Raw genomic sequence first — 25484 nt, 5'->3', positions numbered from 1 at the left:
CATGTTTACGAGTGTGATGAGAACGGTCATGAATCCGATAAAAAGAAAGGAATACATTCTCGATCTGCTGAATCAGCAGGGGGAAGTCAGTGTGCAGGATCTTGCTGATACACTGAGTGTCACCTCTGAGACGATCCGCCGTGATCTCTCCATTCTGGAGAAAGAAGGCGAGATCATCAAAATTCACGGCGGGGCGATGAAGAAAAAGAGTGTCAGCGAAGGCAGCTTTGAACAGCGGCTGGAACTGAACCGCGAGGAAAAAATGACCCTCGCGCGCTACGCTGCCGGGCTGATTTCCGAGCACGACACACTGTATATCGATTCCTGTTCGACAACGCTGCTGTTTTCCGCGCAGTTACCGGCGATTGCATTTACCGTTTTCACCAACTCCGCCCTTATCGCGGATAAAATCGCCTCGCAGAACCCGCTGGCGAAAGTGTATGTGCTGGGCGGTGAATACAGCCATGAATTCCGGGCCAATCTCGGCGCGAAAACCCTGCATGAAATCGATCATATTTATGCGGACTTTGCGTTTGTTGGTGCAGGCGGTGTGCGCGATGAAGGTATTCTGGTCAAAAGCGTTGAAGAAGGCATGATTGCGCGGAAAATGCTGGAAAAAAGTAAGCAGAAAATTATTCTGGCCGACTCCAGCAAATTCAGCCAGCAGGGGATTTTAAAGATCGCGGAGATTGCCGTTATCGATAAAATTATCTGTGACGATAAATGGCAGAAAGCGCACGAATTCCGTGAAAAATATCCGGAAAAAGTCATTATCGTGCCGTAAGGGAAAAAACCTTACGGCTGTGACGGCTCGCTGTGATGACCGGTCATCCGCCCGTCCTTCATCACCACATTGAGGCTGCCGTTATAAAATTCCGCCAGGAAAACAGACTCAGGGTCGTCAATTCCCTGCTGTTTCAGGCGGTCTGCCAGCCACGGCTCATCATGACCAATCTGTTCCAGTTCATATTTACGCGGTACGCCGTCTTTCATCACAATGACAGACGGCATCTGTGACTGGTCACAAATCACCGTCAGCTGGCCGTCCGGCTCTATCTGCGCATAATACACATCGCGGTATGAATAGATCCCCTGCGCATGCATGCGGGAGGTAATATTCAGAATATCGATTTTATTACGCTTCTCATGAATGCTGTCCATGATAAACACCCCGTTTTTAATAATCGGGATCGGGTTACCGATAGTCACCGCACGCAGCACACTGATATGTTTGCTGACCCAATTGATTATGCTGATAAAACTCACCCCCATCAGCAGAATAATAATATATTGCGTCAGCGGAATAGTATCACTGTAAATAACACCGCCGATAATGCCGCCCAGTACAAAGTTTCCAATAAAATCAACCGGTGTCATTTGTGATAATTGGGTTTTCCCGGAGATATTCATGTGCGTTAACACAATAACAAAGCCGATGATAAATTTAACGATAACCAGCAGATAATATGTCATGGTATTTCCTTACACTGACAAACAACGCTAACCAACTGAAATAAAACATGTTACTATGTTGCGCTTATAAGACTGCATTCTGTATTGATATTACCGGATATTTTTATGCAGCGGGATATTATTTTATGCCGTTACTGATAAATCCCCCTCAGCACTATACAACCGGCGCTTCATTTTCTATGCTGAAAGGGATAACCCTGACAGAAAATTATATCTGTCAGCAGACTGCCTGATTTTATTATATAATCAATAATCGCGGACACGATGTTATCCGGTTATTTTACTCAGTATTGCTGAAGAGGAGTTAATCATGAAAAAGGCATTATTAAGTTCACTCATCCTTGCGGGGGTATTTGCACTGGCCACCGGGTGTGACGACAGCAGCAAAACGGATCCCGCCGCACAGAAAGCACAGGAAGGTGCCGCGCAGATTAAGGAAGCCGCAGAGCAGAAAGCGGATGAAATAAAGCAGGATGCCAAAGAGAAAGCTGCTGAAATCCGTGACAGTGCCGATGCCAAAGCGGATGAGCTGAAAAAAGAGGCTGATGCCCTGCTGGCTGATGCCAAAGATAAAGGCGAAGATGCCAAAAAAGCCGCGGAAGAAAAAGCCGCAGAGCTGAAACAGAAAGCGGATGAAGCCAAAGCCGCCGCTGATAAAAAAATTGATGAGCTGAAACAGGATGTCAGCGGAAAACCCGCAGATGCTCAGTAAACCTGAACAGGTAATATCCCGTATCAATCCGTAAAACAGCCGTCAGCCGGAAACAATGACTGTTTCCGGCTTTTTTATTGTGTTATTTCAGGTAGTTTGCCGGTTTCGGTAAATAAAATTCACAGATAAAAATATCTCTTTTTCCCGCAAAAATACCCCGTGACTTGCCGCAGAGTGACATTTTTGGCACTATAATCCTCTTTTTTTCACCAACCGGGGGAATAAAATCTAATATCACCGCTTTTTTTCCGCAGGTTTAGCCTGTATTCATCTCCGTTTTTTCTGATCTCCCGCTGACACTATTTTGCCGGGGTTTCTATTTACCGCTGCGCAGCCGCGTACCGTTTTCAGAAGGAAAATCTGACGCTTTGATGCAGTTCTCCCCTTTTTACTGCCGGCGTTATCTGCAACTGATAAAAGGAATAATTCATGAGTCATCAGGACACTGAACAATCCGCAAAAAAAATGAAGATTAATCCGCCGGTTTTTTATATTTCGGCCCTGGTTATTCTCCTGATTGTCGGCTTTGCCGCCCTGTTTCCCCAAACGGCGGACATACACCTTAAAGCCCTTCAGACCAGCCTGTTTAAAAATGCCAGCTGGTTCTATATCCTCGCTGTCGCCCTGATTTTACTGAGCGTCACCTTTATGGGGTTGTCCCGTTTCGGTGATATTAAACTCGGCCCTGATCACGCCCGTCCGGCATACAGTTATATTTCCTGGTTCGCCATGCTGTTCTCCGCAGGAATGGGGATCGGGCTGATGTTCTTCGGTGTCGCCGAGCCGGTGATGCATTATCTTTCCCCGCCTGTCGGCACACCGGAAACGGTTGAAGCGGCAAAAGAGGCCATGCGCCTGACCTTCTTCCACTGGGGGTTACACGCCTGGGCTATTTACGCGGTTGTGGCGCTGATCCTTGCGTTTTTCAGCTACCGCCACGGCCTGCCGCTGACACTGCGTTCCGCACTCTACCCGATTATCGGTGACCGTATTTACGGCGCAGCCGGTCACGCGGTGGATATTTTCGCTGTGGTCGGTACGGTATTCGGGGTCGCGACCTCCCTCGGCTTCGGCGTGTTACAGGTGAATGCCGGGCTGAATCATCTGTTCGGCCTGCCGCAGACAGAAACTGTTCAGGTGGTGCTGATTGTGGTGATCACCTCACTGGCCACGCTGTCGGTTGTGTCCGGTCTGGATAAAGGCATCCGTTTTCTGTCAGAGCTGAACCTCGGCCTGGCGGTTCTGCTGCTGATTATGGTCGGTGTATTAGGCCCGACCGTGCTGCTGCTGAAATCCTTTGTTGAGAACACCGGCGGCTATCTTTCTGAAATCGTCAGTAATACCTTTAATCTCTTTGCCTATGAGCCGAAGTCAGACGACTGGCTGGGCGGCTGGACCCTGCTTTACTGGGGCTGGTGGCTGTCGTGGTCGCCGTTTGTCGGGATGTTTATCGCGCGGATTTCACGCGGGCGCACCATCCGTGAATTTGTCTTCGGCGTGTTGTTTGTCCCGGCGGGCTTTACCCTGCTGTGGATGACCTTCTTCGGTAATACCGCCATTGATCTGATCAAAAATCAGGGTGCAACCGCCCTCGCCGCGGTGGTGAAAGAGGATGTGTCACTGGCACTGTTCCAGTTCCTCGAGTATTTCCCGTTCTCCACGGTGCTCTCTTTCTTTGCCATGCTGATGGTGATTGTCTTCTTCGTCACTTCCGCTGACTCCGGCGCGATGGTGGTGGATACCCTGGCCTCCGGCGGGGATACCCACACGCCGGTCTGGCAGCGGATCTTCTGGGCCGGACTGATGGGCGTGGTGGCGATCACTCTGCTGCTGGCCGGGGGATTATCCGCCCTGCAGACCGTAACTATCGCCAGCGCCCTGCCGTTTGCGGTTGTGCTGCTGTTCTCGATTTACGGACTGATCAAAGCCCTGCGGATTGATGTGCATAAACGCGACAGTCAGCAACTGGCGACCATTGCACCGACCGCCAGCCGCAACCCGATCCCGTGGCAGCGCCGTCTGCGTAATATCGGCTATTTCCCGAAACGTTCGCTGGTCAAACGCTTTATTGATGAAGTGGTGTCAGAGGCGATGGACATGGTGTCTCAGGAGCTGGAAAAACAGAGCACACCGAGCCATATCGACCGCAGCCGCGACGACCGGATCACCTTTGAGGTCGATCTGGGGGATGATATGAACTTTATCTATGAAACCCGGCTGCGCTATTACAATCAGCCGTCCTTTGCCCTTTCCGGTATGACCGACGAGGAAAAAGATGAGGAACACCGCTATTACCGCGCGGAAATCCATCTGAAAGAGGGCGGACAGGATTATGACATTATGGGCTGGAACAAGGAGCAGATTATTCATGACATCCTTGACCAGTACGAAAAACATATTCACTTCCTGCATCTGCTCGGCAAGAAGTAAGCCTGTCACTGTAAAAATGCCGCTCATCTGAGCGGCCTTTTTTTATTCTTCTTCGTTGTCGCGCTGCGGCAGTGCAACCAGGTCATCCAGCAGTGCATAGAGCTGGCGTACCTTCTCCGGTGTGAACTGTAATTCCAGCGCCTGATAGCCGGTCTCCACTTCCGCCTGCACACGGTGATACAGTGCCATGCCTTCGTCAGTCAGGGAGAGGTAGAGTTTGCGCTGATCACTGAGGGGCTTGAGGCGGTGGATAATGCCCGCTTTTTCCATCCGCGTCAGAATACCGGTCAGGCTGGGACGCAGAATACAGCTTTTCTGTGCCAGAAGATGAAAATCGAGCGACGGGGTCTTAGCCAGTATGCGAATGATCCGCCACTGCTGCTCCGTCAGTTGGTGTGCTTTCAGGGTCGGGCGAAAGTAGCCGAGGACCACTTCACGGGCCTGCAAAAGGGCGATAAGTAATGATTCATGCATAATGGGTAATTTCTCCGCGATGTACTCACATCATAAACATCGACGTTATCAAAAAAAGGCGCAATTTTATCGGGAAAATGCGCAATCAGACATCCTCTGTTAGAATAAAAAGCATATCAGTCACGAAGACCCAAAGGACTCTCCTTTTATTAACGCCATATTAACAATAAATCAATGGTCTTCTGCTGATATCTCAGTGCCCTCATCACTTTTTTGAGAAAACGCAACGGAGCTCTCTATGTTCACCTCATCGTTAACCGATCCTTCCTTTTCCCTGCTGCGCACCGGCGGCTATATCAATGGTCAGTGGACCGATGCACAGGATAAGGCCACGTTTGATGTGACCAACCCGGCCACCGGCGGACTGATCACCCGCGTCAGCGACCTCGGCGCACACGAAACCCGGCTTGCCATTGCCGCCGCTGAAAATGCCCTGCCGGGCTGGCGCGCCCTGACCGCCAAAGCCCGTGCGCAGATACTGCGCCGCTGGTTTTTTCTTGTCATGGAGAATCAGGAGGAACTGGCACAACTCCTGAGTCTGGAGCAGGGCAAACCACTGGCGGAATCACTCGGGGAAATCGCCTACGGTGCCAGCTTTATTGAATGGTTTGCCGAAGAAGGCAAGCGCGTGTACGGCGAAACCATTCCGGCCACACAGAGCGGACAGCGGATCGCCACCATACGCCAGCCGATCGGGGTGGTCGGTGCTATTACACCGTGGAACTTCCCGAATGCGATGATCACCCGCAAAGCCGCTCCGGCACTGGCGGCAGGCTGTACCATGGTGCTGAAACCGGCAGCGGAAACCCCGCTTTCCGCTCTGGCGCTGGCGGCACTCGCGGAACAGGCCGGTATTCCGGCCGGAGTGCTCAATGTTGTCACCGGGCTTGATGCGGCGGCTATCGGCGGCGAACTGACCACCAGCCCGGTCGTGCGCAAAATCTCCTTTACCGGCTCCACCCGTGTCGGCAAGCTGTTGATGGCGCAGAGTGCGGAGACGGTTAAAAAGCTCTCTCTCGAACTGGGCGGTAACGCGCCGTTTATTGTGTTTGATGATGCCGATCTCGATGCGGCGGTTGCCGGTGCCATGGCCGCCAAATTCCGTAACAGCGGGCAAACCTGTGTCTGCGCCAACCGTCTCTATGTGCAGGAAGGCGTGTATGATGCCTTTGCCGCGAAACTGGCGAAGGCTGTCAGTGCCCTGCATGTTGCGCCGTACACCGACGAAAAAGCACAACAGGGGCCGCTGATTAATGAGGCTGCTATCCGCAAAGTCAGTGAGCATATCGCCGATGCGATCAGCAAAGGTGCAACTGTTCTCAGCGGCGGGAAGCCGGCGGCACAGGGCGGACTATTTTTTGAGCCGACAGTTCTGACCGGTGTGACTTCAGACATGCTGGTGACCCGCGAGGAGACGTTTGGCCCGCTGGCACCGCTGGTGCGTTTCCGCGATGAGGAAGAAGCCATCCGCGCGGCAAATAACAGTGAGTTCGGTCTTGCCGCTTATTTCTATTCCCGCGATATCGGCCGGGTCTACCGCGTGGCTGAAGCCCTGGAGGCCGGAATGGTCGGTATTAATGAAGGGATTATTTCCACGGAAGTGGCACCGTTCGGCGGTATCAAGCAATCCGGCCTCGGCCGTGAAGGCTCCCGCCACGGTATTGATGACTATCTGGAAATCAAATACCTCTGCTTCGGCGGGATCCGTTAATCCCCGCTGACCACCGCCTGCGGCTGTCCTTCCGGCAGCCGCATTTTCTGACTCTCCCTTGTATTTTTCCCCGGCTATCATTAGACTGCGTATCATTCGCAAATAAGCAACAATTGCGTCACATTTTTTATCCCACCGGGAGTTGGTATGTCTTTGGATAATTCACAGCGTCTGTTGTTCCGCGACGCAATGGCGACACTCTCCGCTGCCGTCAATATCGTCACCACCGACGGCGACGCCGGGCGCGGCGGGCTGACCGCCACCGCGGTCTGCTCTGTCACGGATACGCCGCCGACCCTGCTGGTGTGCATCAACCGCAGCAGTGCGCTCAGTGAGGTGTTCAGAGCCAACGGACGTTTGTGTGTCAATGTGCTCACCCATGAACACCAGGCACTGGCGTGTGATTTTGCCGGGATGACCGGCCTGAGTATGGACGCGCGTTTTGCCGGTGATCACTGGCAGCCGGGAGCGCTGGGACAACCTTGTCTGCACGGCTCACTGGCCTGTCTGGAAGGCGTGGTGACTCAGGTGCAGGAAATCGGCACACACAATATCTTTATGGCAGAGATCAGCAATATTGATGTCCGCGACGAAGGTCACGGCCTGATTTACTTCCGCCGCGATTTCCGCACTGTCGAAACCGGTGATATCCCCGCTGCTGCAGTTGCCTGATCCTCTTTCATTATTGTCATAATATTCGTTAACACATCATGTGTTAACGAATCATTATTCATCAGAAAAATACCTGTTACAGTTTGTCATATTTAATTCCGCCCCCCTCCGGACAACAGAATAAATAACCATCAATCTGCTCAATACGCCATCAACAAAACCATTGCGGACTAATTATTGATGTCAATCTAATGAATTTTATTTCAATTATGATATTAATTATTGCAGTAAGTGTGATCTGTCTTTGAGATGCTCAGACAGCAATATATTAGTCTGAGCCCTTTGGCAAATACCCTGACAAATACGCAAACACTCAACCTTACGCAAGAGTTTATCTTTTAGCTTTGCCTCCGCGATGCCGGGAAGGCTTTTGCGTGATGAATAATTATTAATAAGAGGCATTAAACCATGAGTAAACCCGCGCAGGTTGGTTTGTTTAACCAACCCAAGCCATTCTTCATGATTTTTATCGTGGAGCTGTGGGAACGCTTCGGCTATTACGGTGTGCAAGGCATCCTGGCCGTCTACTTTGTTCAGAAACTGGGATTCAGTCAGGAACAGGCATTCATCACCTTCGGGGCATTCGCCGCGCTGGTATACGGTCTGATCTCCATCGGTGGTTACGTCGGTGACCACGTCCTCGGGACCAAACGGACCATCATCTTAGGGGCCATCGTGATGGCTGTCGGTTATTTTATGACCGGCCTGTCTATCATGCACCCGGATCTGATTTTCTACGCACTGGGTACCATTGCTGTCGGTAACGGCTTATTCAAAGCCAACCCGGCCAGTCTGCTGGCAAAATGCTATCCGCCGAAAGACCCGCGTCTGGACGGGGCATTCACCCTGTTCTATATGTCGATCAACATCGGCTCTCTGATTTCCCTGTCACTGGCACCGGTTATCGCGGACAAATACAGCTATACCGTTACTTATAACATCTGTGGTATCGGCCTGCTGATCGCCCTGGCGGTCTTCCTGTTCTGTCAGAAAATGGTGCGTAATATCGGTTCCGAGCCGGATCACAAACCAATAAAATTCGGCAGCCTGCTGGTCGTCATCGCCGGTAGTGTGGCAACTGTTTTCCTGTGTGCATGGTTACTGCACAACGTCATTATTGCCAACTATGTGTTACTCGGCGTCACCGCTGTGGTTATCTTCTTCTTCTTCCGCGAAGCTTTCAAACTGAAAGGTGTTGAGCGGAACAAGATGTATGTGGCGTTTGTTCTGATGCTGGAAGCGGTTATCTTCTATGTGCTGTATGCCCAGATGCCGACTTCACTGAACTTCTTCGCTATCTATAACGTACATCACACCATTATGGGTATTGATGTGCATCCGGTCAGCTTCCAAGCACTGAACCCGTTCTGGATCATCGTACTGAGCCCGGTTCTGGCTTACTTCTACAGCAAGATGGGCGCACGCGGCAAAGACTTCTCCATGCCGGGTAAATTCACCATCGGTATGTTCTGCTGCTCCGCCGGTTTCCTGACAGCCGCTGCTTCCGGTATGTGGTTTGCCGATGCGTCCGGTCTGACATCTCCGTGGTTTATCGTTCTGGTTTACTTCTTCCAGGCAGTTGGTGAGCTGATGATCAGTGCGCTGGGTCTGGCGATGGTGGCTGCGTTCGTTCCGCAGTACCTGATGGGCTTTATTCTCGGGATGTGGTTCCTGACCCAGGCAATGGCAACACTGCTGGGCGGCTACGTGGCGACCTTTACCGCACCACCGGAAGGCGTGACTGATCCGCTTCAGACTCTCGGTATCTACACCGATGTGTTTGGTAAAATCGGTATCGCAACGGCGGTTGCCGGCCTGATTATGTGGGCTATCGTACCGAAACTGAACAAAATCATGAAAGAAGAAAAAACAGCCTGATTGTGTTAACCGGTGCGGCGGCACCGGTTTTCCGTCTCGTTTGCGTAATGACACGCTGTTCTGCATAACCCGGGCTATCCGGGTTTTTTATTATCTCCCCGTCCTGCTTTTCTGCCCGGTTTCACATTTTCCCGCACGCCATTTCTCAAATATTGCTATCCCTGCTATACGTTAATTAACTATTAATTAACAAATAGTCAATCAATCCCTCATACAAAACCCTGCACGATCAACGGAGATAATAATGATAACCCCATGGCGAACACCTGTTCTTCTGCTCTCTCTGCTGCTTTCCCCGCAATTGTATGCCGCTTCCGAACCCGCCGCTGAAGCCCGCAACGGGATGGTGGTCTCTTCCCAGCATCTGGCGTCACAGGCCGGGGCTGATATTCTGAAAGCCGGCGGTAACGCGGTGGATGCTGCAGTGGCTGTCGGCTACGCTCAGGCGGTGGTGAATCCCTGCTGCGGTAATATCGGCGGCGGCGGCTTTATGACCCTGCATCTGGCAGACGGAAAAAATATTTTCATCAATTTCCGCGAAACAGCCCCGGCGTCCGCTTCTGCGGATATGTATCTCGATAAAGACGGCAATCTGATCAAAGATGCCAGCCTGTACGGCTATCTCGCCGCCGGGGTTCCGGGTACGGTAAAAGGGCTTGATTATGCCCTGGAAAAATACGGTACCATGAAACGGGAGCAGGTGATGGCTCCGGCGATAAAACTGGCCCGTGACGGTTTTATCCTGACCCGCGCAGATACCGATGTGCTGGACACCACCACCGCCCGCTTTAAGCAGGATCCGGAAGCAGCGCGGATTTTCCTTAAACCTGACGGCTCCGCATTCCAGCCCGGCGACCGGCTGATTCAGACCGATCTGGCCAATACCCTGGAGCGCATCGCCAAAGAAGGCCCTCCCGCCTTTTATGAAGGGGAAATCCCGCAAATCGTGGAAAAAGCCTCTCAGGCAGGCGGCGGTAAGCTGACAGCCAAAGATTTTGCGGATTACACTATTTCTGAGGTTGCGCCGGTCACCTGTACCTATCGCGGCTATGAATTTATATCTGCCCCGCCGCCGAGCTCCGGTGGTGTGACTATCTGCCAGACCCTGAATATTCTGGAAGGTTATGATCTGAAAGCAATGGGCTTTAACTCGGCGGATTATATTCACACTCTGACAGAGGCAATGCGCCATTCGTATATGGATCGCAACACCTTCCTCGGTGACCCGGCGTTTGTGAAAAACCCGACCGAAAAACTGACCAGCAAAGCCTATGCGGAAGAGCTGCGCAAAGAAATCATTCCGGGCAAAGCCACACCTTCCGCTCAGGTGCAGCCGGGTACAGGCCCGCATGAAAAACCGGAAACCACACACTATTCCGTGGTGGATAATAAAGGCAATGCGGTTTCCACCACCTATACCATCAACGGTCGTTTCGGTGCGGTGGTGATCCCGCCGGGTACCGGTTTCTTCCTCAATGATGAAATGGATGATTTCACCACCAAAATCGGCGAGAAGAATATGTACGGCCTGGTTCAGGGTGAGCGCAACGCGATTGCCCCGGGCAAACGTCCGCTTTCCTCCATGAGCCCGACCATTGTCACCAAAGACGGTAAGATTTTCCTGGTGCTCGGTTCGCCGGGCGGCTCACGGATCATCTCTATCACTCTGCAGACCGCGCTGAATATTATCGATCACGGCATGGCACCGCAGGAAGCTGTGAATGCGCCGCGTATCCACCATCAGTGGCTGCCGGATGAGGTGTATTACGAGCAGCGCGGTGTGTCAAAAGACTCACTGAATCTGCTGGATAAAATGGGTTATAAGATGGTTGAACAGACACCGTGGGGTGCCGCCGAGCTGATTATGGTGGGGTTACCGGGTGCCGCCGGAGTCAGTGCGGACTCTTCCGGCAATGATGCCGCCGTGTCCGGTAAGGTGCGGGAAGGCTATTTATACGGTGCCAACGATGTGCGCCGTCCGGCCGGGGAGGCAGCAGGAGTCGAGTAATCTCCCGGCCGGATTTGTAAACGCAGCATGCCCTGTCCGTCACGGACAGGGCATTTTTTACGGCAACCAGCTGATATCAATAATTAAATATTAACACCGTGCTGAGACGCTAATGCAGACAGACCACCGGCGAAGCCCTGGCCGACGGCTTTGAATTTCCACTCTGTACCGTGACGGTACAACTCACCGAAGACCATCGCGGTTTCTGTTGATGCATCTTCAGACAGGTCGAAACGGGCAATTTCACTGCCGTTATCATTGTTACAGATACGGATGAAGCTGTTGCTGACCATACCGAAGTTCTGTTTACGTGCTTCCGCATCATAAATCGTGACGGAGAAGACCAGTTTTTTCACATCTGCCGGAAGGGTGTTCAGGCTGATTTTAACCTGCTCATCATCACCGTCGCCTTCACCGGTGCGGTTGTCGCCCTGGTGCTCCACCGCGCCGCACGGGCTGGTTTTGTTATTAAAGAAGATGAAATGGCTGTCGGATAATACTTTTCCGTCGTCACCCACCATAAATACAGATGCGTCGAGGTCAAAATCCTGACCATCAGTCACACGCGCATCCCAGCCCAGACCAACCATCGCCACGCTCATTGACGGGGCTTCTTTGGTCAGGGAGACGTTACCACCTTTTGTAAGAGAAACTGCCATTTTCGGACTCCTGCTGCGGATTATAAAGAGGGCTGGTTATCAGCCCGCTGAAAAAAATACTCAGGACGCGTTGATACCGTACTGTGCACAGACTGATGACAGACCACCGGCATAACCCTGGCCGACGGCACGGAATTTCCACTCGGCTCCGTGACGATAGAGTTCACCGAACAGCATCGCGGTTTCAGTGGAGGCATCCTCAGTCAGGTCATAACGGGCGATTTCGGTATTGGTATCATCATTGACCAGGCGGATAAATGCGCCGGATACCTGGCCGAAACTCTGACGGCGGGTCTGCGCGTCATGGATAGTGACCACGAAGACGATTTTGTCGATCTCCGCCGGAATCATATCCAGTTTGATGATCAGAGATTCATCATCACCATCGCCCTGGCCAGTGCGGTTGTCGCCGGTATGGGTGACTGAACCGTCAGATGAACGCAGGTTGTTATAGAAAATAAAGTCTGCATCGCCACGCACTTTACCGGCGGCGGTCAGCAGAAAGGCAGAGGCATCAAGGTCGAAATCCTGACCATCTGTGGAACGAACATCCCAGCCTAAGCCAATCAGGACGTTTTTCATTGAAGGGGCTGTTTTGCTCAGCGACACGTTACCACCTTTAGAAAGAGAAACGCTCATTTCACTTACTCCTTAGTTAAATCAGTGACGGGTGGCGGATAATTACTTATCCGCACTTTCCGTTTTTTCCGGGAAAACAAAGCTGGCGATAATACCCAGTGCCAGGACCCCGAGCACCACGAACAGGCTGCTGGTGGCCGAAATATGTAATCCGTGACCCCAGAGGCTGTCTGTCGCATTCAGACCCAGTTTCACCGCGATAAAGAACAGTAACGCAATAACCGCTTTTTCCAGGTGAACCAGATACTGCTTCAGTGCTTCCAGGACAAAGTACAGGGTACGCAGGCCGAGGATCGCGAACATCATGGCGCTGTAAACAATCAGTGGCTCACGGCTCACCGCGATAATCGCCGGTACGGAGTCAAACGCAAACATCACATCGGACAGTTCCACCACGGCCACACACAGCATCAGCGGTGTGGCATACAGAGCGGCTTTTTTACCGCGTCCGATAGTGACGTCCTTGTTCTCCGGTTTTGCCAGCTCGGCATCCACTTCTTTCTGGGTCAGCAGGAAGGCGTGTCCGCTCAGTTTCGGCCAGATCGGGAACAGTTTTTTCACCATCCGGTAAGCAATGTGCTGCGAGTAATCTTCAATCTCTTCCTTATCTTCGCGGTTACGCAGCATCATGACAGCGGTCCAGGCGACGATCAGGGCGAAAATCACTTCCACATACGGCCCCAGGCTCAGCAGACCGGTACCTATCGCCACGAAAATCCCGCGGAAAACGATAGCCCCGATAATGCCCCAGTACAGCACCCGGTGGCGGAAACGATCCGGAACCGAGAACCAGGAGAAAATCGCCATCATCACAAACAGGTTGTCGACCGACAGCACTTTCTCAAGCGCATAACCGGTGACGAACAGGCTCGCAACTTCCGAACCGTGGTGGATATAGAGAAACCCGGCAAAACCCATTGCCACAGCAACCCAGAAAACAGACCAGATTGCCGCATTTTTCAGTGAAACCGGCTTATCGCCCCGGTGCATAAACAAATCAATAAAAATCGCACCGATTGCGAGGATGACGAAAACGGTGACTGTTTCCATCGGAAAACCGATATGTGTTGATTCCATAATTAACCCTTAGGTATAAAAATCAGAGACCGAACTCTGCCGGGTCAAACCCCAGAGCAGCGGCGATCTCTTTTACTGCTTTCTGCTCATCCTGATCGAAGTTACCGTCACTCTTCGCGACTGCAATCCCGACACGCACCGCTAACTGCGCTGCTTCCGGCTGATCCTTCAGCGCCAGGATATATTTCATGGTTTCACCTTTGCCGATTTCCATGTCGAAATCGAAACTGGTGACCAATTTGTTGAAAAATGTAATGACTTCTTCGGTTTCAAATACTTTCAGTTCTTCAGAGGATTTCAGAAAACCGATCATTTTCTGTTTTTCTTCCGCACTGACCCCGTCACTGGAAACCGCAATACGGGCACAGACAGCGATCGTACCTTCCATAAACTTACGGTTTCTGAAACGGCTGACCTGTTTTGTCAGCTCTTCGCGGCCTGAATTAAACGCACTTTTGACCCGGTTAAGTATACTCATTGCTGTATCCTCACTTAAATTATTTCGAGCCGGCTTTCCAGCGGAAACCCCACCCGAATGCTTCATCCATATCGCTTTGATTTTTAAAGAAACGGTTAAGGCGTTCGACTTTTATCGCCCCGTTCTCATTGACCAGGCGGGCAATCGCGCACATGGTGCGGCGGTCGTCCCCTTCTGTCAGCCGGGTTTCCACCGGCGGCTGCTCCGGTACAAAGACCGTCACCACGCCATCTGTTTTGTCCCAGCTCGGTACGCCCTGATAAATAAAGGCGTAGATGAGAATTTGGCGGATGTGTTTCCACTCGCCGCCGTTGATATGCAGCCACTCACCTTCTGAAACCGCGCCGGTACGATCATCGCCCTGCAGCTGAATAAAGGGTTCACGCCGGTAATCACCAAATGCATTACCCAGCGCCTGAATCACCGATTTCTGACCATTCTGTAACTCAACGAATGCGCCCAGATCCAGGTCAATCCCCTTGTTGCCGCCACCGAACACATTGCTGAGGAAGCCCCCGGAGTTGCTGCTCTGAGTGTCCCGGTGCCAGTTCAGATTAATGCGGATTTCACCGAAGTTATCCCGCTTGCTCAGACTGATTGACGGCTTTTCTTTGCTCAGCGATATCTTGCTTAAACTGATTTTACTTTCTGCCGGTTTTGGTGCAGGCGCTGCTGCCGGTGCGGACTCTGCCGCCACATCCACCCCGAAGTGCTCCGCCAGCGGTTTCAGTCCGCCGTTGAAGCCCTGGGCAACAAAGCGGAATTTCCACTCATTATTACGGCGGTACAGTTCACCGAGGATCAGTGCCGCTTCCTGACGACCGGCGGTGTCCACAATGCCGCTGAGCAGTTTTTCATGATCCGCCTCAACCTGAACTTCCAGGCTGCGCAGACCGGCAACAGTCTGCCCGCCGTCACAGGTGACCACAAACGCAACTTTCTGCACATCCTGACGCAGACGGCTGACATCCGCCGTAAAGACGGTATTGTTGCCGTTCTGCTGCCAGCTGATGGTGTTGTCATCATTCTGCGGCTGGCCGTAGAAGACCATGTCCGGATCGCCCTGCACTTTGCCGTCAGCATACAGACGGAACGCAGAGGCATCCGCCGCCGCACCGGACAGCACCGTAATCCGCAGTGTTTTCAGCGGTACGGGCGCATTCGCCCCGGGCGTCATGTTCATCAGCGCACCACCGTACTGACTATGTCGGAAGACATGTCGTCAATCGTGCGGCCGCGGCATGCAGCACCGTGGGCGGTAAAGTTCCACTCACCGCCGCTGCGGCACAGAGAGGCGATCACGATACCGGTGTGTGAGCCCTGTTCATTCAGCTGATAACGCACCAGCTCTTTACCGCTCTGATCCAGCACACGGCAGAAAGCATTTTCCACATCGTTAAATGTCTGACCACGGAAGCTGTTCACCGTAAAGGCCAGATATTCGGTATTCTGCGGCAGACGGTTCAGATCCACACGGATCACTTCATCATCGCCGTCACCCTCACCGGTCAGGTTATCCCCTTCGTGGATCACGGATTTACAGTCTGATTTCAGTTTGCGGAACCAGATGGTGTCGAGAATACGGCCGTTTTTATCCAGCAGAATGCAGCTGGCATCCAGATCAATGGAGTCGTTACCGCCGCCGAACAGCGAACCGAGAAAACCTTTCTTTTTCTGAACAGGATCCCAGCCGAGACCGAAATGCAGCTGATTTAATGCGGCAGATGCCTTGCTGAGAGATACCGTCTGATTCTTCGTCAATGAAACCATATTTTCATTCCTTAAACGGGAGATAAAACCCGGCAACAGGTGCTGGTGATAATGAATTTTAAAAAATCATATCATGACGGAGTTCTTTGGCAAGATATATTTAAAATTAAATTAATAATGCAGATTAAACATATAGTTAATATAGAAATAATGACATTCACAGTTATAACCAATGTCAGGTTTAGTCAGCGGATTGTCAATTTAAACACAATCATAATATGATTGACATGTAAATTAATCCTAAATAAACTCGCTCCTAATCTATCGGATAAAACAGAACAGGAATAAACAATAATGGTGCATGCGATCTGGCTGACGGAAGGACTCTCTTCTCAGCGTGACTTGATCCGGAATATCAGGCTGTTCGCACAGACATTACAGGTTGATCTCACGATTTTTGCCTCTCACCGGCAGCCCCGCCATGAGATCCTGTCAGAGGCGGATTTTTCCCTGACTGAACCGGCTGATGAAAATGAGCGGCTGGCGTTTATCCTGTCTGTTACGGAGAAATACGGTATTCAGGTAATCCACGCCGGGCGGAATATCCCGTGGTTTGAAACGCACAGAAACACTATCACGGCTTCCGGCCCCCGGCTGATAACCGGTGTCGCCTCTCTGTCTGATTACGCCGTGGCGGATGATAAAGTCCGCTTTGCTGCTGAGATGGCATCACACGGCCTGCCGGTTGTGCCTTCTGTGCAGATTACCTCTGCGGCGCAATTGCGTGATGCACTCGCTCATTCCCCGTTTCCGGGGCTGCCGCTGTGTATTAAACCGGTTCAGGGTATTTACGGTGCCGGTTTCTGGCAGTTTGATGACAACGCACAGCCGATGGCCATGTTCACAAACCCTGAACGGCGGATCACCACACCGCAGCAGTATTTGTCCGCCCTTGAAAGCGCTGACAAATGCCCCGCGCAGGTACTGATGCCTTATTTGCCCGGCCCGGAGTATTCCGTGGATATTCTGGCGGATAACGGTGAGGTGCTGGCTGCTGTTGCACGGCGCAAAGAAGGCTCCCTGCAATACCTTGAACATGACGGTGCTGCATTTGAGCTGGCCTGCGCCTGTGCGCGGGTGATGAAAGCCGACGGACTGGTGAATGTGCAGACCCGCCATGACCATCACGGGCAGCCGCTGCTGCTGGAAATCAATATGCGGCCGTCCGGTGGTATCGGTTATACCGCGCTGAGCAGGGTGAATCTGCCGGGCCTGTTTGCCCTGTACAGTACCGGGCTGCTCAGTGCGGATGAGGTCAGAGAATATAACCGCACTGCATTCCGTCCGGCAATTGTCCGCCCGCTGACCGAAGCCGTCAGCTACCCGTCTTCCCTGAACAATGCAATACACTGAGGTCACTATGCCCGGTTTTTCCCGTCCCGGTCACCACCGGTTCACCCTGACCACCGGCACGCTGGAAGTCCGCAGCGACGCCAGCCCGGAAACCCTGAACGCCCTGTTCGGGATTGCGGAGCGGCGTAACCCGAAACGGGCATTTCTGTTTGTCAGCAAAGTGCTGGGCCGTCATATCCCGGTCGAGCCGGAAATCATGCGCGGTGTTTACCGCCGCCTCAGTGAGCAGTTTCCGCAGGATCTGCCGCAGCCGCTGCTGGTTATCGGTATGGCGGAAACCGCTGTCGGTCTGGGAGCCGGCGTATACAGCGAAATCCGCCGTCAGTACCCGGAATCCCTGTATCTCTCTTCCACCCGCCATCCGGCGGACGGTGAACTGCTGTGTGAATTTAAAGAAAATCACAGCCACGCCACGGATCATCTGCTCTATTTCCCGGCCGATCCGCAGCTGAAAACCCGGCTGCAACAGGCAAAAACCCTGGTGCTGGCAGATGATGAAGCGACCACCGGCAATACGTTTACCAATTTGCTGACTGCATTGCATGAAAGCGGTCAGCTGCCTGATTTACAAAAGGTTGTGACTGTCACACTGACGGACTGGCGTGAGGATCCGGCCACTGTTCAGCACGGGCTGCCGTTGCGGCATGTCTCTCTGATCAGCGGCAGCTGGCGCTGGGAAGCTGATCCGGATGCGGCCCTGCCGGAGATGCCGGATGTGAATGTCAGCGCTGCGGGAGCCGTGCCAATCCGCCGTCCGCTGACGCGGGTGCGGCTCGGTCTGCATGATCCGCACACCGGTTTTGGCAGTACGGTGACGACCGCACCCGGTGAGCGGCTCCTGGTGCTCGGCTCCGGGGAGTTTGTCTGGCAGCCGTTCCTGCTGGCCGAACGGCTGGCAGAGGCCGGAGCGGATGTAAAATTCAGCGCCCTGACCCGCTCCCCGATAGCCCCGGGCGGTGCCATTGAATCCGTTATTTCCTTCACGGATAACTACGGGCTGGGGATCCCCAATTATCTCTACAATGTGGCACATCAGTCATTTAACCGCATTCTGCTGTGCACAGAAACGGATCCGGCGGCGTTTGATCCGCAGTTATTACAGGCGCTGGCCCGCTGTGCGCCGCTGACGGAGGTGATTTATGACGACTAAACCGGTGATCCTGAGCGACCTGGATGACACCCTGTTCCAGACAAAACGCAAAATGACACAGGAGCAGGCACTTACGCCGTTTCGCACCGGTGCGGTTGACCGCACATTACAACCGCGCAGTTTTATGACGGAAGAACAGGCCATGCTGACAGACTGGCTGCTGGCGCATGCCGATCTCATTCCGGTTACGGCACGCGGTACGGAGGAACTCCGCCGCGTCACTATCCCGTTCCGCTCTTATGCGATAACCACGCACGGCGCGGTGATCCTGCGACCGGACGGTTCGCCGGAACCCGGCTGGCAGTCTGAAATGCTGACCGCCCTCGGCCCTTACTGTGAACGGCTGTTGTCACTTCAGCAGTTTTGTACTGAGCGGATGACAGAGCGCGGTATTGATGCATGGGCGCGCATTAATTATGAATACGATGATGTGCCGGTCTATCTGGTGATGAAACACACTGACAGTACCCGCACAGCGGAACTCTATGCCGTTGCCGCAGAGATTGAACAACAGTTTCCGGCAGACGGATTTTACATCCACCGCAACGGCAACAATATCGCCTGGCTGCCGGATCCGGTAGAAAAAGGCCATGCTGTTACGTACCTGCTGACGTTATTACGGGCAGAGCGCGGCACCTTTCCAGTTATCGGCCTCGGCGACAGCCTGAGTGATTACCGCTTTATGAAACACTGTACCTGGTTCGGGATGCCGTCCCGCAGTCAGTTTGCGGAGGCAGTCGCCGCCCGGATTTTCAGTGAGGTATCCTATGTATAATTTCCTGCCGTTCTCAGGCAGTTATCTGCCGGATGATGTGCAGTTTCTGCTCCGGCCGGTCACCATTGATATGACCCCGGTGGAACTGAAAGAGCAGCTTATTCAGTCCGGACAGAAACACTATTCCGATATGCTCAGCCAGGAGCCCGCTCCCACAGACTGGCATCTTGATCTGTTTAACCGCGCACTGAAAAAAGGTGCACCGCGTCTGGCGCGGGATGTGAGCGCCCTCGCCCGTACACTGGGTGACTATTTTGCAGATCAGCCGGTTGTGCTGGTCAGCCTGGTCCGCGCCGGTGTGCCGTTAGGGGTGATGCTGCATCAGGCGCTGCGTGATGCGGGAAAAATCTCACACCATTACGGCATCAGTATTATCCGCGATCGCGGTATTGATACGGCGGCGCTGGAGTGGATCGAACACCATCACGGCACCGCCGGTATTGTGTTTGTTGACGGCTGGACAGGTAAAGGCGCCATCACCGGTGAACTGATCCGCTCCCTGAAAGACAGACCCGGCTACCCGGTCGATCCGCGCCTGGTGGTGCTGGCCGATCCTGCCGGATGCGCCTGGCTTTCCGCTGCTGATGATGACTGGCTGATCCCCTCCGGGATTATGGGGGCGCCGGTTTCCGGGCTGATCTCCCGCTCTGTCTGGTCATATACCGGTCCGCACGGCTGTGTGCATTGTGAGCATTTACAACCTTATGAGTGCAGCCGGACACTCACCGATACTGTTGCCGCGCTGCGCCGTCAGGAAACCGCGGCTCCGGCTGCGGCCTTCCCGGAGCCGGACACCAAAACAGCACTGCGGAAAAAAAGCCGTGCGGTGATCACTGCACTGGCTGAACGCTGTGGTGTCAACGATCTGAACAGAATCAAACCCGGTATTGCCGAAGCCACCCGTGCTGTCCTGCGCCGGGTGCCGGATCACGTCTTTGTGCGCGACTGCACAGAGCCGGATGTGGAATTGCTGCTTTATCTCGCCCGTCAGAAAGGGATCACTATCACGGAAGCCGGCGATGCCCTCGGGCAGTACCGCGCCGTCACTATTATCAGGAAGGTATCACCATGACCCGACGTCTCTCCCCGTGGAATTTAGGGGCCTCACTCTATATGCCCGCCACCCGCACCGATATCACGGATGCGATTATCAGTAATAAAATCAGCGGACTGCGTTCACTGATTATTTGTCTGGAAGATGCGGTCAGTGAGGCGGATATCCCGCAGGCACTGGAGAATTTACAGGGCATCCTGGCCGCGCTGACAGCGGAAAAACAGCGTGCCGGAAACCAGAACTGGCCGCTGGTGTTTATCCGTCCGCGTCACCCGGAAATGGGATTGTGGCTGCGCGAGCACTGCGATCTCAGTGCCGTTGACGGGCTGGTGCTGCCTAAGTTCACACAGAAAACGCTGCCGGTCTGGTGGCTGGTGGTGAAAAACACCCCGCTGTGTATGATGCCGACCCTGGAAACAGAAGAAGTCTGTGATGTGGTGCAGATGCGGGAACTGGCGCAGGTACTTAAATCCCATCCCTGCCATGACAAAATCATCGCACTGCGTATCGGCGGCAATGATCTGATGAATGTGATTTCCCTGCGCCGCCCGCGTCATCTCACCCTGTATGACGGCCCGATGGGTTATGTGATTAAAATGCTGGTCTCTGTTTTCGCCCCGCACGATTTCGCCATGACCGCACCGGTCTGCGAGCATATTGATGATCACGATGTCATGACACGGGAACTGGCGCTGGATATCGCTCACGGACTGGTGGGTAAAACTGCTATCCACCCGAATCAGGTGGCAGTGATTGAGCAGGCGCTGCGGGTCTCCGCTGATGAGCACGCGGATGCACTGCGGATCCTCAACTCCACACAGGCGGTATTCAAGTCACTGGGAGCTATGTGCGAACCGGCGACACACCGGCGCTGGGCATCTGCCATTCTGGCCCGTGCACGGGTGTACGGGATCGCACAGCGGAAAACAGACGGACAGCCGTTTAAAACACAAAACGGGTGAAACTGAGGACAGAAATATCATCAGACTGAATATCCTGCACTATTATATCTGAATGCCTTGATATATCCTGATCAGCTGATTAAATAGAACTGTTATGCGGAACAGCCGTTTCCGGCATAACAGCGGCTTTGTCTCTTTGTTTTTATACAGGTGTCCCCAGACTATGCAATTAAGCACACGACAGGTTCGTTTATTCACCCTGGCAACCCTGCTCGGTACCGGAAAACCGGTTCCGTCAGATGAAATCCTGGCGACACTCCGCTGCTCAGAGGCAACTCTGACCCGTACTTTCAAAGAGTTACGTGATACCTGGTCAGCGGAAATCCGCTACCGCAAAGCCTCACATACCTATGAAATGACTGACTCCGGCACACTGGATCGCAAAACACTGAAAAAGATGAGCGAAGAGCTGGAAAACCATAACGGTCAGAAATCGGTGTATTACAGCGGGAAAGTGTCACTGGATAAAGAGAAGAAGAAGGCGGTTTCGCTGTCACTGACCGGCACAACCGTCCGGAAAATAGCGCATTTATCTATGCTCTCCGGCAAAACCCGCAGTGACGCGGTAGAGATGCTGGTCAATCTTCATATCGATGAGTTAATTGAATCGATAATCCGGCGGAATGAAAGCCAGCAGAAAAAATAATCCGTAAAAAAAATCGCCCGGCAATACCGGGCGATTTTATTATTCACGCAACAAATTACAGAACGTTAACGCAGTTCAGTTCTTTGAATGCTTTTTCCAGACGTTCGATCATTGTCTGCTGACCGGCACGTAACCATGCACGCGGGTCATAGTATTTTTTGTTCGGCTTGTCTTCGCCTTCCGGGTTGCCCAGCTGGCCCTGCAGATAACCTTCATTTTTCTGGTAGTAGTGCAGGATACCTTCCCAGGTCGCCCACTGAGTATCGGTATCGATATTCATTTTCACCACACCGTAACCCACTGCTTCTTTGATTTCTTCCGCAGTAGAGCCGGAACCGCCGTGGAAAACGAAATCCAGGCTGTTGTGCGGCAGGTTATATTTCTCAGAGACGTAGTCCTGAGAGTTACGCAGAATTTTTGGTGTTAACTGCACGTTACCCGGCTTGTATACACCGTGTACGTTACCGAATGACGCCGCGATAGTGAAACGCGGGCTGATGGCATTCAGTTTTTCATAGGCATACGCCACATCTTCCGGCTGGGTGTACAGCGCGGAGTTATCGAGGTGGGAGTTATCCACGCCGTCTTCCTCACCGCCGGTGCAGCCCAGTTCGATTTCCAGGGTCATACCGATTTTCGCCATACGGGTCAGGTACTTGCTGCAAATCTCAATGTTTTCTTCCAGTGACTCTTCTGACAGATCGATCATGTGAGAAGAGAACAGTGGTTTACCGGTTGCGGCAAAATGTTTTTCACCGGCATCCAGCAGGCCGTCTAACCACGGCAGTAATTTCTTCGCACAGTGGTCAGTATGCAGAATGACCGGCACGCCGTAATGTTCCGCCATCTGATGCACATGATGCGCACCGGAAATAGCACCCAGAACAGCGGACTGCTGGCCTTCGCCTTTGAAACCTTTACCGGCGATAAATGCGGCACCGCCGTTTGAGAACTGAACAATAACAGGCGCACGGACTTTGGCCGCTGCTTCCAATACGGCGTTGATCGAGTCTGTCCCGACGCAGTTTACCGCTGGCAGTGCAAAATTATTCTCTTTGGCTACCGCAAAGATTTTCTGAACATCATCGCCAGTGACGACACCGGGTTTTACAAAATCAAAAACTTTAGACATGTCAAATTTCCTGTATTGGTCTTTCGGAAGTTGTCACGGGCAGCTCACACCGCCCGTTATTGTCATCTGATTATGACTGTTACTGTTTTGCACGTTCTTCGAGCATGACAACGGCAGGCAGTTTTTTGCCTTCGACGAATTCCAGGAATGCGCCGCCGCCGGTAGAGATGTAAGAGATTTTGTCAGCAATGCCGAATAAATCGATAGCAGCCAGGGTATCACCGCCGCCTGCGATAGAGAATGCGTCGCTGTCAGCAATGGCGTTAGCCACGATTTCAGTTCCTTTACGGAAGTTCGGGAACTCAAACACGCCGACCGGGCCATTCCACAGAATGGTTTTGGCATTTTTCAGGATTTCAGCCAGGTGCAGTGCGGATTCATCACCGATATCCAGAACCTGCTCGTCATCTTTGATGTCATTGGCTGATTTCAGCACCGCTTCTGCGGTTTCTGAGAACTCAGTCGCCACACGGACATCAACCGGTACCGGGATATCACAGCTGCTGAGTAATTTTTTCGCTTCCGGAATCAGGTCATCTTCATACAGTGAACGGCCGACATTGTGCCCTTCCGCTGCGATAAAGGTGTTGGCGATACCGCCGCCGACAATGATCTGATCCGCGATTTTGGACAGAGAATCCAGTACGGTCAGTTTGGTGGAGACTTTAGAACCGCCGACAATCGCCACCATCGGGCGTGCCGGGTTATCCAGCGCTTTGCCGAGTGCATCCAGTTCCGCCCATAACAGCGGACCGGCACAGGCGACAGGGGCAAATTTTGCCACGCCGTGAGTCGATGCCTGGGCGCGGTGTGCAGTCCCGAATGCATCCATCACGAAAATATCACACAGAGATGCATACTGTTTTGACAGGGTTTCGTCGTCTTTTTTCTCGCCTTTGTTAAAGCGGACGTTTTCCAGCACCACCAGCTCACCGGCGTTCAGCTCCAGACCATTGAGGTAATCTTTTTCCAGGCGCACCGGGCAGCTCAGTTTATCTGCCAGATAATCAACAACCGGTTTCAGTGAAAACTCTTCGTTGTATTCCCCTTCAACCGGACGGCCGAGGTGAGAGGTCACCATGACTTTGGCACCCTGTTTCAGTGCGGCTTCGATTGTCGGGAGCGAGGCACGGATACGTGCATCAGAGGTAACTTTGCCATCTTTGACAGGAACGTTCAGGTCAGCACGGATAAAAATACGTTTACCCGCCAGATCCAGATCGGTCATCTTAATTACGGACATGGTGAATCCTCTTGTTGATTCTCTTATCAGTTAAATTGTGTTCAATTTTCTGCCGGGGCACGCCGTCCCTCAGTGAAAACCAGCCTCAGCCATTGCCAGAGTGGTATCCAGCATACGGTTCGCAAAGCCCCATTCGTTATCGCACCAGACCAGCATTTTTATCAGATGCTGTCCGCTGACGCGGGTCTGGGTGCCGTCAACGATAGCACTGTGCGGATCATGGTTAAAATCCGCCGAGACTAACGGTAACTCTGTGTAGTCCACTATACCACGAAATGCCCCCGTCGCTGCGTTTTGCAGAAGGCGGTTTACATCCTGCGTGGTGACATTACTTTTTACGGTGACGCTCAAATCAATCGCCGTCACATTAATTGTAGGCACCCGGACCGAAATCGCCTCAAAATGATCCTCAAATTTCGGGAAAATCCGCCGGATCCCCGCAGCCAGTTTGGTATCCACCGGAATGATGGAGTGCCCGGCCGCCCGCGTGCGCCGTAAATCACTGTGATACGCATCAATCACCGGCTGGTCATTCATCGCCGCGTGAATGGTGGTCACTGTACCGGACTCGATGCCGAATCCCTCATCCAGTAATTTTATCACCGGAATGATGCAGTTGGTGGTACAGGACGCATTCGATACAATTTTATCCTGCGCCGTCAGTGTGTCATGGTTAACGCCGTAGACAATAGTGGCATCCAGGTCATTACCGCCGGGATGGGAAAACAGCACTTTTTTCGCGCCGCCGGCGATATGTGCCAGCCCGTCATCACGGGAGCCGTACACGCCGCTGCAGTCCAGCACCACATCCACACCGAGTTCCTTCCAGGGCAGCTGGTGAATATCCGCTTCATGCAGGATGCGGATGGTGTCATCACCGACTTTCAGCACATTTTTTTCTTTCAGCTGTACCGGTTTAAAAAAGCGTCCGTGGCTTGTGTCATATTGAAGTAAGTGTGCAATACCTTCGGAATCCGCCAGCTCATTAATAGCAACAACGGTAATCTGCGTGTTACGCCCGGTTTCATACAACGCCCGCAGCACACTCCGCCCGATTCGCCCAAACCCGTTGATTGCAATTTTTATTGTCATAGTATCCTCAGAAATAGCCAAATTATCAGCGGACTAAGAATAACGGACTCACGGGTTTTTGTACGGGGTATTTATCATAGAAACCGCAATCTTTTT

At 52.7% G+C, this 25484-nt stretch carries 24 protein-coding genes; 13 read left to right on the top strand and 11 right to left on the bottom strand.

Annotation, left to right across the window (positions count from 1 at the left end):
- Nucleotides 1–28 precede the first annotated feature (28 nt).
- On the top strand, nucleotides 29–784 hold the full coding sequence (locus GN208_RS08480) for a DeoR/GlpR family DNA-binding transcription regulator (RefSeq protein ID WP_243828331.1): 756 nt from the start codon (nucleotides 29–31) through the stop codon (nucleotides 782–784).
- 11 nt (nucleotides 785–795) lie between these two features.
- Here GN208_RS08480 and GN208_RS08475 read toward each other — a convergent pair whose 3' ends face one another.
- Nucleotides 796–1473, bottom strand: a complete 678-nt coding sequence (locus GN208_RS08475; RefSeq protein ID WP_004235920.1) for a YetF domain-containing protein — start codon at nucleotides 1471–1473, stop codon at nucleotides 796–798.
- A 310-nt stretch (nucleotides 1474–1783) separates the two neighbouring features.
- Between GN208_RS08475 and GN208_RS08470 the strand changes: the two genes are divergently transcribed.
- Nucleotides 1784–2185 carry a hypothetical protein gene (locus tag GN208_RS08470; protein ID WP_243828330.1) on the top strand — a complete coding sequence of 134 codons (402 nt, stop codon included), beginning with the start codon at nucleotides 1784–1786 and terminating at the stop codon, nucleotides 2183–2185.
- 429 nt (nucleotides 2186–2614) lie between these two features.
- Nucleotides 2615–4615 carry a choline BCCT transporter BetT gene (gene betT / locus GN208_RS08465; protein ID WP_004235923.1) on the top strand — a complete coding sequence of 667 codons (2001 nt, stop codon included), beginning with the start codon at nucleotides 2615–2617 and terminating at the stop codon, nucleotides 4613–4615.
- A 42-nt stretch (nucleotides 4616–4657) separates the two neighbouring features.
- Here the strand turns inward: betT and hpaR are convergent, their stop codons facing one another.
- Nucleotides 4658–5089 carry a homoprotocatechuate degradation operon regulator HpaR gene (hpaR, locus tag GN208_RS08460; protein ID WP_004235924.1) on the bottom strand — a complete coding sequence of 144 codons (432 nt, stop codon included), beginning with the start codon at nucleotides 5087–5089 and terminating at the stop codon, nucleotides 4658–4660.
- A gap of 238 nt (nucleotides 5090–5327) precedes the next feature.
- Here hpaR and GN208_RS08455 point away from each other — a divergent pair, with 238 nt between their 5' ends.
- The 4 genes from GN208_RS08455 to ggt all read left to right on the top strand — a co-directional run bounded on the left by GN208_RS08455 (nucleotide 5328) and on the right by ggt (nucleotide 11358).
- The gene (locus GN208_RS08455) at nucleotides 5328–6800 is read left to right on the top strand and encodes an NAD-dependent succinate-semialdehyde dehydrogenase (protein ID WP_004235925.1); all 1473 of its coding nucleotides are present in this window, start codon (nucleotides 5328–5330) and stop codon (nucleotides 6798–6800) included.
- 147 nt (nucleotides 6801–6947) lie between these two features.
- On the top strand, nucleotides 6948–7472 hold the full coding sequence (gene hpaC / locus GN208_RS08450) for a 4-hydroxyphenylacetate 3-monooxygenase, reductase component (RefSeq protein WP_015422505.1): 525 nt from the start codon (nucleotides 6948–6950) through the stop codon (nucleotides 7470–7472).
- A 408-nt stretch (nucleotides 7473–7880) separates the two neighbouring features.
- Nucleotides 7881–9350: a dipeptide/tripeptide permease DtpB gene (gene dtpB, locus GN208_RS08445; RefSeq protein WP_015422504.1), complete on the top strand. Its 1470-nt coding sequence runs from the start codon at nucleotides 7881–7883 to the stop codon at nucleotides 9348–9350.
- 244 nt (nucleotides 9351–9594) lie between these two features.
- Nucleotides 9595–11358, top strand: a complete 1764-nt coding sequence (gene ggt, locus GN208_RS08440; protein WP_004235929.1) for a gamma-glutamyltransferase — start codon at nucleotides 9595–9597, stop codon at nucleotides 11356–11358.
- A gap of 83 nt (nucleotides 11359–11441) precedes the next feature.
- On the opposite strand, the gene GN208_RS08435 is transcribed toward ggt, so the two are convergent.
- From GN208_RS08435 to GN208_RS08410, 6 genes are read right to left on the bottom strand one after another with little or no spacing between them, the layout of a single operon-like run.
- A complete protein-coding gene (locus GN208_RS08435; RefSeq protein WP_004235930.1) occupies nucleotides 11442–12017 on the bottom strand; it encodes a TerD family protein in 576 nt (191 codons plus the stop codon).
- 60 nt (nucleotides 12018–12077) lie between these two features.
- Nucleotides 12078–12656, bottom strand: a complete 579-nt coding sequence (locus GN208_RS08430) for a TerD family protein (RefSeq protein WP_004238854.1) — start codon at nucleotides 12654–12656, stop codon at nucleotides 12078–12080.
- Between the two features lie 42 nt (nucleotides 12657–12698).
- Nucleotides 12699–13733 carry a TerC/Alx family metal homeostasis membrane protein gene (locus GN208_RS08425; protein WP_004235932.1) on the bottom strand — a complete coding sequence of 345 codons (1035 nt, stop codon included), beginning with the start codon at nucleotides 13731–13733 and terminating at the stop codon, nucleotides 12699–12701.
- Between the two features lie 22 nt (nucleotides 13734–13755).
- Nucleotides 13756–14211, bottom strand: coding sequence for a tellurite resistance TerB family protein (locus GN208_RS08420; protein WP_004235933.1), 456 nt, complete (start codon nucleotides 14209–14211; stop codon nucleotides 13756–13758).
- 19 nt (nucleotides 14212–14230) lie between these two features.
- On the bottom strand, nucleotides 14231–15394 hold the full coding sequence (locus tag GN208_RS08415) for a TerD family protein (protein ID WP_004235934.1): 1164 nt from the start codon (nucleotides 15392–15394) through the stop codon (nucleotides 14231–14233).
- Nucleotides 15394–15981 carry a TerD family protein gene (locus GN208_RS08410; RefSeq protein ID WP_015422503.1) on the bottom strand — a complete coding sequence of 196 codons (588 nt, stop codon included), beginning with the start codon at nucleotides 15979–15981 and terminating at the stop codon, nucleotides 15394–15396. Before GN208_RS08410 ends, GN208_RS08415 begins: the two co-directional genes overlap by 1 nt.
- Nucleotides 15982–16275: 294 nt before the next feature.
- Here GN208_RS08410 and GN208_RS08405 point away from each other — a divergent pair, with 294 nt between their 5' ends.
- The 6 genes from GN208_RS08405 (at nucleotide 16276) to GN208_RS08380 (ending at nucleotide 21921) form a co-directional block, all read left to right on the top strand.
- Nucleotides 16276–17334, top strand: a complete 1059-nt coding sequence (locus GN208_RS08405; protein WP_004235936.1) for an ATP-grasp domain-containing protein — start codon at nucleotides 16276–16278, stop codon at nucleotides 17332–17334.
- A 7-nt stretch (nucleotides 17335–17341) separates the two neighbouring features.
- Nucleotides 17342–18484: a phosphoribosyltransferase domain-containing protein gene (locus tag GN208_RS08400; protein ID WP_243828329.1), complete on the top strand. Its 1143-nt coding sequence runs from the start codon at nucleotides 17342–17344 to the stop codon at nucleotides 18482–18484.
- On the top strand, nucleotides 18474–19259 hold the full coding sequence (locus GN208_RS08395; RefSeq protein ID WP_004235938.1) for a hypothetical protein: 786 nt from the start codon (nucleotides 18474–18476) through the stop codon (nucleotides 19257–19259). Before GN208_RS08400 ends, GN208_RS08395 begins: the two co-directional genes overlap by 11 nt.
- Nucleotides 19252–20331: a cysteine protease StiP family protein gene (locus tag GN208_RS08390; protein ID WP_004235940.1), complete on the top strand. Its 1080-nt coding sequence runs from the start codon at nucleotides 19252–19254 to the stop codon at nucleotides 20329–20331. The genes GN208_RS08395 and GN208_RS08390 overlap by 8 nt, the downstream gene beginning before the upstream one ends.
- Nucleotides 20328–21275 (top strand): HpcH/HpaI aldolase/citrate lyase family protein, encoded by a 948-nt coding sequence (locus GN208_RS08385; protein WP_015422501.1) that lies wholly within the window; start codon nucleotides 20328–20330, stop codon nucleotides 21273–21275. The genes GN208_RS08390 and GN208_RS08385 overlap by 4 nt, the downstream gene beginning before the upstream one ends.
- A 163-nt stretch (nucleotides 21276–21438) precedes the next feature.
- Entirely contained in the window at nucleotides 21439–21921 is a 483-nt protein-coding gene (locus GN208_RS08380; protein ID WP_004235942.1) for a hypothetical protein, read from the top strand.
- Nucleotides 21922–21976: 55 nt separating this feature from the next.
- Here the strand turns inward: GN208_RS08380 and fbaA are convergent, their stop codons facing one another.
- The 3 genes from fbaA to epd form a co-directional block, all read right to left on the bottom strand.
- Nucleotides 21977–23053 carry a class II fructose-bisphosphate aldolase gene (fbaA, locus tag GN208_RS08375; RefSeq protein ID WP_004235943.1) on the bottom strand — a complete coding sequence of 359 codons (1077 nt, stop codon included), beginning with the start codon at nucleotides 23051–23053 and terminating at the stop codon, nucleotides 21977–21979.
- A gap of 79 nt (nucleotides 23054–23132) precedes the next feature.
- Nucleotides 23133–24296, bottom strand: a complete 1164-nt coding sequence (gene pgk / locus GN208_RS08370) for a phosphoglycerate kinase (RefSeq protein ID WP_004238864.1) — start codon at nucleotides 24294–24296, stop codon at nucleotides 23133–23135.
- A 69-nt stretch (nucleotides 24297–24365) separates the two neighbouring features.
- Nucleotides 24366–25388 carry an erythrose-4-phosphate dehydrogenase gene (gene epd, locus GN208_RS08365; RefSeq protein WP_004235945.1) on the bottom strand — a complete coding sequence of 341 codons (1023 nt, stop codon included), beginning with the start codon at nucleotides 25386–25388 and terminating at the stop codon, nucleotides 24366–24368.
- Nucleotides 25389–25484 lie beyond the last annotated feature (96 nt).

This window comes from Morganella sp. HSTU-ASny43, assembly GCF_022819185.1.
Taxonomy (GTDB): Bacteria; Pseudomonadota; Gammaproteobacteria; order Enterobacterales; family Enterobacteriaceae; genus Morganella; species Morganella morganii.
Note: the sequence above shows the minus strand (reverse complement) of the source record. Positions and strands in the feature narration are given on the sequence as shown.